The 12,425-nt window shown below is 40.5% G+C and carries 12 protein-coding genes; 8 read left to right on the top strand and 4 right to left on the bottom strand.

Annotation, left to right across the window (positions count from 1 at the left end; genetic code table 11):
- Positions 1-121: 121 nt before the first annotated feature.
- Together BUA53_RS15815 and BUA53_RS15810 are read right to left on the bottom strand one after the other, a co-directional pair.
- A complete protein-coding gene (locus tag BUA53_RS15815) occupies positions 122-652 on the bottom strand; it encodes a DUF2911 domain-containing protein (protein ID WP_175546095.1) in 531 nt (176 codons plus the stop codon).
- A gap of 154 nt (positions 653-806) precedes the next feature.
- The gene (locus BUA53_RS15810; protein WP_072836370.1) at positions 807-1,457 is read right to left on the bottom strand and encodes a TMEM175 family protein; all 651 of its coding nucleotides are present in this window, start codon (positions 1,455-1,457) and stop codon (positions 807-809) included.
- 168 nt (positions 1,458-1,625) lie between these two features.
- On the opposite strand from BUA53_RS15810, the gene BUA53_RS15805 reads away from it, so the two are divergent.
- A complete protein-coding gene (locus BUA53_RS15805) occupies positions 1,626-2,282 on the top strand; it encodes a porin family protein (RefSeq protein WP_072836369.1) in 657 nt (218 codons plus the stop codon).
- A gap of 71 nt (positions 2,283-2,353) precedes the next feature.
- On the opposite strand, the gene BUA53_RS15800 is transcribed toward BUA53_RS15805, so the two are convergent.
- Positions 2,354-3,403 carry a sensor histidine kinase gene (locus BUA53_RS15800; RefSeq protein ID WP_072836368.1) on the bottom strand — a complete coding sequence of 350 codons (1,050 nt, stop codon included), beginning with the start codon at positions 3,401-3,403 and terminating at the stop codon, positions 2,354-2,356.
- Positions 3,404-3,430: 27 nt separating this feature from the next.
- Positions 3,431-4,111 (bottom strand): response regulator, encoded by a 681-nt coding sequence (locus tag BUA53_RS15795; protein WP_072836367.1) that lies wholly within the window; start codon positions 4,109-4,111, stop codon positions 3,431-3,433.
- A gap of 253 nt (positions 4,112-4,364) precedes the next feature.
- On the opposite strand from BUA53_RS15795, the gene BUA53_RS15790 reads away from it, so the two are divergent.
- From BUA53_RS15790 to atpH, 7 genes are all read left to right on the top strand, one after another.
- Positions 4,365-6,521, top strand: coding sequence for a hypothetical protein (locus tag BUA53_RS15790; protein WP_084080169.1), 2,157 nt, complete (start codon positions 4,365-4,367; stop codon positions 6,519-6,521).
- 134 nt (positions 6,522-6,655) lie between these two features.
- Positions 6,656-8,425: an ABC transporter ATP-binding protein gene (locus tag BUA53_RS15785; RefSeq protein WP_072836365.1), complete on the top strand. Its 1,770-nt coding sequence runs from the start codon at positions 6,656-6,658 to the stop codon at positions 8,423-8,425.
- 170 nt (positions 8,426-8,595) lie between these two features.
- Entirely contained in the window at positions 8,596-9,588 is a 993-nt protein-coding gene (locus tag BUA53_RS15780; RefSeq protein ID WP_072836364.1) for a hypothetical protein, read from the top strand.
- Between the two features lie 109 nt (positions 9,589-9,697).
- Positions 9,698-10,828: a F0F1 ATP synthase subunit A gene (gene atpB, locus BUA53_RS15775; RefSeq protein WP_084080167.1), complete on the top strand. Its 1,131-nt coding sequence runs from the start codon at positions 9,698-9,700 to the stop codon at positions 10,826-10,828.
- Positions 10,829-10,858: 30 nt separating this feature from the next.
- Complete coding sequence (gene atpE / locus BUA53_RS15770; protein WP_072836363.1) at positions 10,859-11,137, top strand: ATP synthase F0 subunit C; 279 nt, start codon at positions 10,859-10,861, stop codon at positions 11,135-11,137.
- A 130-nt stretch (positions 11,138-11,267) separates the two neighbouring features.
- Positions 11,268-11,762, top strand: a complete 495-nt coding sequence (gene atpF / locus BUA53_RS15765) for a F0F1 ATP synthase subunit B (RefSeq protein ID WP_072836362.1) — start codon at positions 11,268-11,270, stop codon at positions 11,760-11,762.
- Between the two features lie 91 nt (positions 11,763-11,853).
- Positions 11,854-12,417, top strand: a complete 564-nt coding sequence (gene atpH, locus BUA53_RS15760) for an ATP synthase F1 subunit delta (protein ID WP_072836361.1) — start codon at positions 11,854-11,856, stop codon at positions 12,415-12,417.
- Positions 12,418-12,425 lie beyond the last annotated feature (8 nt).

Here is a 12,425-nt window from a genome sequence, read left to right as displayed (position 1 = left end):
ATTATTGCGTTAGGTATCTGTTTTTAAGAATTTATAAATGAAATGCGTCTATTGCTAAAGGAAAGATATAAATAAAAAAAAAGCCTTCTGCAATTGCAGAAGGCTTTGAATAGATATTGAGTTATTTCACATTAAAACTAATGACCCTGTCACCCCAAAGCAAAGAAACCTTACCTGAAGGATCGATGGTATATGTCAGTTTTTCCTGCACAGTGGAAGAAGTTGTTGGTTTTACTTTTACCTGCAGTGCATCTTTGTCCTTATTTTTTTCATGGTCAAAAGCACCCCATGTTTTCCATACCTTATTAAAGATCACTGTATAGTCATCTCCATTGTCCATCATAAATAAAGCATACTTACCGGCAGGTAATGGCTGGCCTTCCACTTTTACATCTTTATTTGTTTCGAAAACCGTGGCTTCATTAGCACCGGCACGCCATAATTCACCTTGTTTAGGTTCTACATCTTTTCCAATAGTTCTTCCCTTAAGTGATGGTTGGCTATAATCAATACTGATAGTAGCACCAGATTTTAATTTCTGGCTGACCTTGGCAGGTGGACTGGGGCGTTTGGATTTATCTTCCTGTGCTTTTACAGTAGCCGAAATAAATAATGCAGTACTCAACAAGGCAAGTGAGAAAATACTTTTCATAGCAAAGTTTTTATATAGGAAAGTTAAGTACAGTAAAGCAGATATGGATATTAATTTCCAGCCAAATCCATGTAAGGTCAAAATCATTGTTGACAGGTATGTTGACCTGGCTTGATAATGTAAAGCTGCATGTTCATATCGAACCCGGTGCCTGTTATTGATTATTTTCTATAATCTTTTCTGCAAGTCTTTCATCATCAATGCCATCTGGAATAAAAAATACAATGGCGCTAATAATAAAACAGGCATAAGCAAGGTAAATGCTTATATAAGCGAGAGGAATGGAAACCAGGTACACTAATGCTACTATATAGGATTTCGTTTTTGCTTTAATGGATACAATCCTGATCTTTTTGTTCATGGCCCGGTCTTCTGCCTGGTGCACCAAATCTTTTTTAATAGTATACGAACGCATATATGCAAAGGATACTGTTGTCATCAACATTACAAAGCCGTAAACAGCTAAGGATTCTGAAAGCCTGGGATTGGCACCTACTACAGCAGTGGTAATTGGAATTAGACTCATCCAGAAAAGAAAAATGAGGTTTAGCCATAGCAGCTTTTCATCAGTTCTTTTCAAGAGATGAAACATATGGTGGTGATGGATCCAAAAGATCCCAATCATCATAAAACTAAAGGCATACGAAACAAAATAGGGAAGGATCTGTAACAGGTAATGTCGCATGCCCCATTTGCTGTCACCATGGTTATAGTCAGGAAGTTTCAAAGCCAGCACCATAATAGTAAGAATAATGGCTATGACGCCATCGCTGAAGGTTTCTACCCTTGTTGTTGCAATCTTCATGATAACGGTGCTTTAAACGCCTGCCCGGATAGTATTGTTAATAATCATGCCATTGCTGAGATGGCAGGTACTTAACATGCAATTCAATCCCTGTTTTTAACACTTCATCTCTTTGCTTCTTTTCAAATTTCATCCGATGTATTTTCTTGCTGCTAAAATTAAAACGTTATGAGAAAGATATTATTTACACTATTCATGGTTGCAGCTTCAGCCAGTTATATAGCTGCGCAATCTTTACCTTCTTCCGCTGAAATGAAAAAGCAAATGGATGAATACAAGCCAAAGCTGGGTTTGAAAGTTGGGTATAACTGGTCATACATTACAGGCAATGCTGAAGGTTTAAAAAAAGACAATAATACCGGGTTTATGATCGGTGCATTCTATGCGCCTGCATCAAAGGGAATGGGTTACAGGTCTGAGATAATTTTCTCCAGGCAAGGTTACACTTTTGATAATGGAGGAAAGAATACAGATGTTCAAAATGACTACATCTACCTGCCCCAGTTGACAACTTTTACTATTGCCAAAGTTTTTCAATTACAGGCTGGAGCCCAGATTGGTTATTTATTGAAATCAAGAACTACCACAAATTCAAAAGACAGTACTGTTACAGACCTGATGAATCGCTTTGATTACGGGTTTGTGGGTGGGGTGGAAATATTTCCATTCAAAGGCTTACTGGTCGGTGGCAGGTATAACCTGGGATTAGGAAAACTTTATAAGAAAATGTATAGCTCACCTTCACCTTTTCCGCTTCCATTTGACCCTGAGAAAACAGATTTCAAGAACGGGATGGTTCAATTATATGTGGGTTATCGATTCTGATATTACAGGAAATCAGAAAGGGCAAAAGCATCAATTTAATCATTCTGAAGGTTTGTTGCTGGTTTTGCCCTTTATTCCTTCCTGGCATTGATAGTAAAACCTATGGTCGTTCCTACTCCTTCTTTGCTCCTGACATGCAGGGTATGACCATGGGCTTCGATGATATGCTTGCAGATGGCCAATCCAAGGCCTGTGCCGGTAGCATCTTTATTGCGGCCCTCTGTGGTTCGATAAAATCGTTCAAAAATCCGGTCCAGGTACTTTTCAGGAATGCCTATGCCATCATCACTGATCTCTACCAATACATTTTTCCCATCAGTATCGTACATGCTTGCTATGACAGAGCCATCAGCTTTGCCATATTTTATGCCATTGTCCACAAGGTTCAGAATAACATGACGCAGCTTTTCCCTGTCTGCAAACACAACCAGTGGTTTTTCACAACCTTTCTTAAAAGAAAAAGATATATTCTTCTGTTCTGCTTTCCAGGAAAGATTTTCAAACACCTCTTTCACCAAGTCCTGGATAACAAAAGATTGTTTTAATAATTTGATCTCCCCGGTTTCCAGCTTTGATATCTCATCAAGGTCCCTGATAAGCACCACCAATCTTTCCACATTCTTCGCGGCTTTTTCAAGAAAGCGTTTATTGATCTCAGGATTTTCACTGGCACCTTGTAACAGTGTATCTACATAACCTTGTATGGCAAATACAGGTGTTTTAAATTCATGCGAAAGGTTTTGCAGAAACTCCTTTCGAAAGACCTCGTTGTTCTTTAAAATTTCGATTTCCCTGCTTCTTTGTTCTGCCCAGTTCTCAACATCTTCCCGAACTTCATCTATACTCTTTTTCGGAAGGATATACTTATAATACATCTCTTCCTTCTTTGTGGCCTTTGTTTGATTGATGAATTTATAAATCAGCTTGATCTTGCGGAATATGAAATTCTGTATGATGGAGAACACCAGAAAATAGCTTCCTGTAAAGATGATAACAAAAGCTACCAGCCCATCCTTCCAATCCTGCTGCAGCACATATATTCCAATACTGATGGGTATGGAAAGTATCAAGGCTGTTAAAGCAGATAGCTGCTGGGGAGAAAGGTTCTTTTTATCAAACATGATCAAAAATAAAAACTGGCAAGGCTATCACAATAATTCAAACTTATAGCCAACGCCTTTTACAGTGGTGATACAATCGACTCCAAGCTTTTGCCTGATCTTGCGTATATGGACGTCAATGGTCCTGTCGCCCACGATGACATCATTGCCCCACACCTGGCTTAGTATCTCGTTGCGCAGAAATACCCGGCCGGGTTTTGTAGCCAGCAGGTATAACAGTTCAAATTCCTTTTTAGCCAGAACTATATCCTTTCCTTCATATTCTACCATGAACTTTTCCGGATCTATGATCAGGTTATCAATGGTTATGATACTATGTTCAGGTTTTTTGATGCGTCTGAATAGCGCATTGACCTTGCTTACAAATACATTTGGACTGACGGGCTTGGTTACATAATCATCAGCACCCGTGCTGAATCCTTTTAACTGGGTGGCCTCATCGCTCAAGGCTGTAAGGAACATGATAAGTGTGTCTTTATAAATGGCTTGGGCCCTTAAAATATCACAGACCTCCATACCACTCTTCTTGGGCATCATCATATCCAGTACTATGAGTTCAGGCTGGGTCAATTTTGCTTTGACCAGCGCCTCATCACCGTCTTTAGCAGTTATTACTACATAGCCTTCCTTTTCCAGGTTGTATTTTAAGATCTCAATAATATCCGGTTCGTCATCAGCTATTAATACTTTTCTACCCTTACCATCCATGGGTTTATATGTTTAGGCAAACCTACAGGAATTGGCAACATTTGCCTTTATATAAAGGTTTTGGTAACAAATACTTAATGATAAAATAATGATCAAGTACCTTTAAAATAGACCCTGATCAACGTAAAAGCTTTATTTTCTGACTTTTAGGGATTGTAAATCCTTAACCAGGCTTTAAATGTTCGGGTACTAAATTTGTATTATGAGGCGCATGGTTCAAACCTTACGAATACTATTGACAAGCTTTCCGGTTATGGCAAGCTTGATTTCCTTTTCACAATCCGATAAAATCTGTAAGCCACCCATTGGCCGGGCCTTATGGCATGACCGAATAGATAGGGAACAAAGAAATGCACTAAAGGCTGACGGTAAAGCTGACCAGGTGTTCTATACAGGGCCTAATGAGGATATCAATTATTATGTTACCCAGGCATTGGTGCGCAGGATAGATGGCATACAATGCAAAATAGAAAGCGACAGTTTGCTGGGTGACCAAAAAAAGAAAGGGTACCTGCTGGGGGTGGAAAGAATTTTAAAGAGCTTTACAGCAGGTTATAGAAACCGGCAATTTACCCCTTCCCGCCTGCCAACTTTGTTGGATGCCTTTGAACAAGCCATGGAGAAAGACAAAAAAGGCGAGTCCATTGAACCTTTGATCCAGGAAAACGCCTACGAAGTGAGCAAGGTATTAGTGGCCTGCCAGGCTTTTGACCGCAACCCAGGGATTAAAAATGCACAGAACATCCTGCTTCTGAAATATTGTATCCTTCACCCCGACAAGGTGTTTCTTACACTGAAAGATAATCCCGATGTCCCGTTCCGTGATAGCCTTATCAAACTGGCTGGATATCGAAATCCCAGGTATCTCTATGATTTTGCAGCGGCTAATAACCGTTTGGGCTATGCCATAAGAAAAATAGATGATCCATTCATTCAGACGGTATCAAAAATGGCTACAAGCGGCGGAAGTGGTCAATTATATTTTCCGTTTCTTGACAACCTGATAAAGGGGAAGATGAAGCTGAGCGATATAGACGCTGTAAAGGCAGATGATGCCAAATATTACAAGCTTTTGGTGAAAACAAGAATGGATTATGTACAGCGCACTTTGGAAGGCGAGAAGATTCTTGAAATGGAATCGCTGTCAAGAATGATGGAGAAGAAAGGGAATGAAGTATACACTAAGGAGATCAATGGCCTGCATGAGTCGCCCGATGCAGTACGCTTTAAAATACTTTACACTTTAACACCCCAGGAATTGTATTACCTGGTCATTGCCGGGGAAACAGAATTATATACTTCCAGCTATGTTAAAGGTATTTACCCTATCATGATGCAAAAGATCGGCAATAAGGGCGATTCTCTGCTGATGAGCGTTGGGTTTGACAGGTTCAAGAAATTTATTAAAATGGCAGCAGGCTACAATACGCTGTCTGATTTTTTAAACACATTCCCCGATAAAAAGCAGGCACAGGTACTGATGACTGCCTTTGTAAATAACCTTGAGAAATCTGAAGGACTGGAAGATGGAGTTGATGTGGCGGATTCCTATGCCAGCATCCAGGAGAGCATTAAGCCGGTAGCTGAGCAAATGTTGAATAACGTAAAACTTAATTATGATCGGAATGTTGCGGCAGGTAATAAAAGAGGAATGGTCATCTATAACCTGCTTGACAAATTATTCCGGTCATCTTCAGATAGTACGGTAAACCTTTCGCAGGAGTTTGGTATTCCGCCGGTGTATTCGGTAAGTTATGAATCATTGGTCACTGACTCAGCGCATGAAGTGGTAACACAGGTTTTCTTTTATGGGGATGAAGATGGCCGGATGAACTATTCACGTTTCACGCCACAATTTTCCAATGGTAACTGGAAAAAGATCCAGGATAATAAATATTGGATCGCCTTTGCCTCCACCAAAGGAAAGCCCATTGTGATCTACGCCAATAAGCCACTGGATGAACTATCAGGAGAACTGGATAAGGCACAGGAAAGTCTAAATAATTACCTGGCATCAAAAAGCATTGAGCCTACCATTGTGGTACACAGGGGACATAGTTATTATGCACCTTATACTATTCAGCAAATTCAGCCCGCGGCTAAGATCGTTTTTCTTGGATCATGCGGAGGCTATCACCTGATACATGATGTGCTGTCTCATGCGCCGGAAGCTCATATTATTGCATCCAAGCAAATAGGAAAACAAGTGATCAACCAGCCTTTTATGGATTTGCTTAATGAGAAGCTGCGTGTAGGGTCAAATGTTGACTGGATGCCTTTCTGGAATGAGTTTAGAGCCAAGGCAGGGAAAGTGGACGGGTTTGATGATTATATACCCCCCTACAAAAACCTGGGCGCTATATTCATTAAAGCTTATAAGATCGCCATGGGAGATGAGAGTGATGATTGATCAGCAATGGCTATAGAATAAGAAGTATACATAACTGGTAAAATTAGTTAAGTGAGAAATAGAGTTTTTGACAGGAGAAGCTGATTTACTGTTGGTTTTTTCTTTCCTTCTAACTTTACCGTAAAGATTGACACTTGAGCACAGCTAAAAAGACGTTTGATATTGCGCTGCTGAAAAGGGTATTGCAATTTACCAGGCCATACAGGAAAGTTTTTATTGGTTCTATAGCAATGGCTATTCTCTTAGCTGCTTTTACACCTGTTCGGCCTTTCCTGATTCAATATACAGTTGACAAATTCATTGGAGGTAAAAACCTTGACTGGGTCATATACATAACCATTATCCAGATCGTTTTTCTTTTAGTAGAAACGGCCTTCAGGTTTTATTTTTCCTATACCACTACCTGGCTGGGCCAGGCAGTAGTAAAAGATATGAGAACCAAGGTGTTTAAAAAAGTTGTCAATCTCAACCTGCGACAGTTTGACCGGACACCTATCGGCACATTGACCACACGTACCGTAGATGATATTGAACGTATCAATGATATATTCGCTGATGGCCTGATCCCCATGATAGCGGATCTCCTCTCTATATTATGCGTGCTTGGTATTATGTTCTGGACCGATTGGAAACTTACACTGGTATGCCTTATACCTTTTCCCATTATCATATTAGCTACTTACTATTTCAAGGAAAGCGTGAACAGGTCTTTTCACCGGGTAAGAAATGCTGTCTCTCACCTCAATGCTTTTGTACAGGAACATATTACGGGGATGTACATCGTACAATCCTTTGCCGCTGAAAAAAGGGAAGCGGATAAGTTCAGAAACATTAATAAGGAGCACAGGGATGCCAACATCAAAGCCATTTTTGCCTATTCTGTATTTTTTCCAATAGTGGAGATAGTATTGGCACTTTCCATGGGGCTTATTGTCTGGTTCACAGCCCGGGAAGCTCTTTCTCTTCAGGTGAGCCAATACGGTAAGGTCATGGCCTTTATTCTGTACCTGAACCTGATCTTCCGGCCTCTCCGTGTGATTGCCGATAAGTTCAATGTGCTGCAAATGGGAATGATTGCCAGTGAAAGAGTATTTAAAGTGCTTGATAATGAAGATTTCCTGCCCCCTTCGCCGGTGAATGCCATAGCTAATGTACCCAATAAAGGAAAAGTTGAATTTGATCATGTATGGTTTGGTTACGATGAAACCCACCCGGTATTAAAGGATGTTACATTTACTGCGCTTCCGGGTCAGACTATTGCCATTGTGGGACATACAGGAAGCGGGAAAACCACCATTATCAGCCTGCTAAACAGGTTGTATGAAGTGAATAGAGGAGAAATCCGCATAGATGATGTTCGTGTGGATGGTTACCAACTTGACGTGCTACGTAAAAGTATCGGGGTGGTGCTGCAGGATGTATTTCTTTTTTCAGGTTCTGTAATGGATAATATCACCTTAATGAATCCTGGAATTACCAGGGACAAGGTCATAGAAGCTGCCAAATTGATTGGCATGCATGATTTTATTATGCAACTACCCGGAGGTTACGATTATAATGTGATGGAACGGGGAGCTACTCTATCAGTTGGTCAACGGCAATTATTATCATTCATACGGGCCTTATTATACAATCCCACTGTCTTGATTCTTGATGAAGCCACATCTTCTGTAGATACAGAGAGTGAGCAGATGATAGAACACGCAATAGATACGCTTATTGCCGACAGGACCTCTATTGTGATTGCACACAGGTTATCGACTATTCAAAGGGCAGATAAGATCATTGTTTTGGATAAAGGGGAAATAAAGGAAATAGGGAACCACAATGAATTGCTGGAAAAGGGTGGGTTTTATTCCAAACTTTACCAGATGCAATTTGAAACCAATGCCATTTCCGCGTAACTGACAGGTCTCAATATCTGTTACTGTCAATATTGACTAATTGGCCGGGTAAAGCTTCCCTACAGGTACACAATATTATTATGTTATTGCTGTTTATAACATGTTGAGGTCCATGCTTTGAGGGGCTATATTAAAATTAATTGTAGTTTAGATAAAATTGCTAACTGAATATGCAGCGTATTGTCATCACCCTTGTATCCCTACTGTTTTTATTTTCCTGTCAGAAAGAAATTAGCCTTGAAGCCGGAAAGCCCTCATCCGGTGCTTTGCAGGACAATGGAGGCGATTGTTTGCCCAAGCTTATCGGGGGTACATTTGAAGCCAATAAAACGCTGACTGATAGTAATTATATTGATGTAACTGTGGCTGTGTCATTGGCGGGTACGTACCGCATTTATAGCGATACAGTAAATGGATATTACTTTTCCGGTGCCGGCAGTTTTTCAGTTCCGGGAACTAATACTATTCGTTTAAGAGGAACAGGAAAACCTCTATCAGAGGGGAATGATCTCTTCACCATCTATTATGATAGTAGTTTTTGTTCCATCCAGGTACCAGTGGTTCCTGCAGGGACACTACCTTCAACTGGGGACCATTTTATCCTTACAGATAATAGCTGGTGGAGCTATGCCTCGCCAGTTCAGGGAGATACGTTGAAAAGGACAATTGTTGGCACGGTAAACGATAATGGGTTTACTTATAAAATATTAAAAGAAAAGAATACCACTAACGTATACGATGATTCCCTTTATGTTCGTAAAAGCGGGAATAATTATTATGAATTGAATTATTCAGACTATTACAGCAGTTTTTATTTTGATACACCAGTTCTTGACAGCCTTTTGTTTTTAAAGGAAGGCCTGGTCACTGGTGATGCCTGGACCTCCAGGGAGTATACCGGAACAGTGGGCGGGGTTGATACAAAGCTAAAATATCTCTTTAACGTAATTAATGCTAATGCCACGGTTACGTATAATGGCCGTACCTACACCAATGTGTACCAGGTAAGTATGAAATCCCAAAAAAGTGAAAATGGTGCCGCCTATGCAGATGATGTAACCTGGATCAATTACTACGCTCCGGGGGTTGGATGGATCTACCAGAAATATGATGATGGCACACAGGCATTTGAGTTGCCTATCCGCTATTTCCAGGTTTTTTAGGGCAGACATTTCCGCGCTTTTTTAACAGCTATAAGGTCCTTATTTATCTTAAATAAGACTTCATTTTTGGCGCTGCTCCCTTATCTTTGCGCAAAATTTCGGGTATACTATGTTCATTGGACGTGTCAAATGCTTATTGGTGGCGGCTTTCAGCGTTTTAGCCCTCAGTTTTTCCACCTCTGTATTAGCCCAGGAAGGTCATGCTACTCATGGCCAAACAGAACATGTGGAAAAGTTAGATGCTGCTAAGGTGATCATGGAGCACATAATGGATAACCATGAATATCATTTTGCTGATTTAAATGGCCATGCTATTAGCATTCCTTTGCCTGTAATCCTCTATTCACCTCAGCGAGGCATGGATGCATTTATGTCTTCAAAGCTGGAACATGGTCACACGATATATAATGGTTACAAACTGGAAGAAGGGAAAATTGTTCCGGTAAATGCTAATGGAACTATTGACCAGGGTGTAAAAGTGTATGATTTTTCTTTGACCCGTTTTGTAGTTCAACTATTCCTGTCAGCCCTCATCTTGATTATCATCATGACTAATGTGGCAAAAACTTATCAGAAAAGAGGGAATAAAGCACCAACAGGCTTCCAGAATGGCATTGAGCCTGTGATCACTTTCATCCGGGATGAAGTGGGCAAACCTAACCTGGGACATAAGTACCAGAAATACATGCCTTACCTGCTCACGGTTTTCTTTTTTATCCTTATTAATAATTTATTGGGTCTTATCCCTGGATCAGCTAATGTAACAGGTAATATATCCTTTACCATGGTACTGGCCTTTATTTCTATGGTTGTCATCTTATTAAGCACCAACAGCCATTTCTGGGGTCATATTTTCTGGCCTCCGGGAGTACCTTTCCTGGTAAAGCTCATTCTCATACCTGTGGAATTTGCCGGGGTCTTCATTAAGCCTATGGCACTTATGATACGTCTTTTCGCCAATATGGTGGCAGGTCATATCGTAATCATCTGTTTCATATCCCTGATCTTCATATTTGGTGCAATGAATACAGTGGCTGGTGTAGGTTTTTCTCCCGTTTCCCTTGCTTTTACCGTTTTCATTTATTTGATTGAGATACTGGTAGCATTTATCCAGGCCTTCATTTTTGCAAACCTGACTGCTGTATTCATCGGCCAGGCTTTTGAAACAGGCCATGATAAAGCCCACCCTCATGACCCTCATCCTACGCATAACAGGGATGAGAAAGAATTTGCCTTATAATTTTTTTTATAATAAACAAAAACAAACAGTATGTCTTTAATGAATCTTTTGTTGCAGGTTGGTACTGACGCAGCTCAAACAGTGGTAGATGTTTCTAAATCACATTTGGGTGGTGCTATCGGTGCTGGTTTGGCAGCTATCGGTGCTGGTATCGGTATCGGTCAGATCGGTCGCGGTGCAGTTGAATCAATTGCCCGTCAGCCAGAAGCAGCTAATGACATTCGTGCCAACATGATCCTGACTGCTGCCTTCGTTGAGGGTGTTGCCCTTTTCGCAGTTATCGCAGGTATCCTGGCTGTATTGAAATAATACAGGCACAAAATGATTACTGCATCTTAAGCACAGGGCGGCGGATGCAGTAATTCAATTTCAGGCAGCTAGAATTGATAACTTGCTGCTGGTAAAAAATGACTTAAATATCAAATTTTCAAATTAGTATATGCAACTGTTATTACCAGGTATCGGATTGATCTTTTGGACCTTGATTGCCTTTGTGGTAGTGTTTCTTATCCTGAAAAAATTTGCCTGGAAACCCATTCTTTCTTCTCTTAATGACAGGGAGAAAACTATAGCAGATTCACTGGAAACTGCAGAGAGAGTAAAAAGAGAAATGGCCCAGTTGAAGAACGAGAATGAGGAAATGATGGCCAAAGCCCGTGAAGAAAGAGGAATGATGTTGAAAGAAGCAAGAGAAACTAAAGACAAGTTGATCAGCGAAGCAAAAGAGCAGGCTAAAATTGAAGCTAACAAGATCATTGCCGAAGCCCAGGTTCAGATCAATGCACAGAAAATGGCAGCACTGACTGAAGTTAAAAACCAGGTTGGTAAAATGGTAGTAGAAGTGGCGGAAAAAGTGTTGCGTAAGGAATTAAGTTCACCTGCAGCGCAAGAAGCGCATATCAAAGACCTGGTGAACGAAGTGAACTTGAGTTAGTTATGATTCCATAATCTGTTAATATACCAATAACGGCAAAACAGATTAGGAATAGTAGATCAGAACATTAGCAAATTGATAAACAGAATAAATGCCTAATCCACGCTTAGCAACAAGATACGCAAAGTCAATTCTGGACCTGGCCATTGAAAAAGGCCAGCTGGAAGAGGTTTATGCTGATATGCAATACCTGCAGTTGTTGAACAACAGCAGCCGTGAGTTCTTGAACCTGCTTCGCAGCCCGATTGTTGCTTCAGATAAAAAGCAAAATGCAGTGGATGCTGTTACTGCAGGAAAGATCAGTGTGATAACCAATTCCTTTACCCGCTTATTAATCACAAAGGGGAGAGAGGCAGAATTGCCAGAAATCATTACTGCTTTTATTACTCAATATAAAGAGTACAAGGGTATTCATACAGTGAAGTTGACCACTGCAACGCCAGTAAGTGAGGAAATTAAAAATTCCATAGTTGCGCAGGTAAGAAAAACAAGTAACATGGAGAATATCGAGTTGGAAACAAAGGTTGATCCAAACCTTATCGGGGGGTTTATCCTTCAGGCCGGTGACAAGTTGGTTGATGCAAGTATTTCATCAGACCTTAAAGAGATCTCGCGTGACTTTGAGAACAATGATTTTATATATAAAGTAAGATAATAGATCAT

Origin of the sequence: Flavisolibacter ginsengisoli DSM 18119 (genome assembly GCF_900129295.1) — a bacterium.
Taxonomy (GTDB): Bacteria; Bacteroidota; Bacteroidia; order Chitinophagales; family Chitinophagaceae; genus Flavisolibacter; species Flavisolibacter ginsengisoli.
This window is presented reverse-complemented; position numbering and strand designations above follow the sequence as displayed.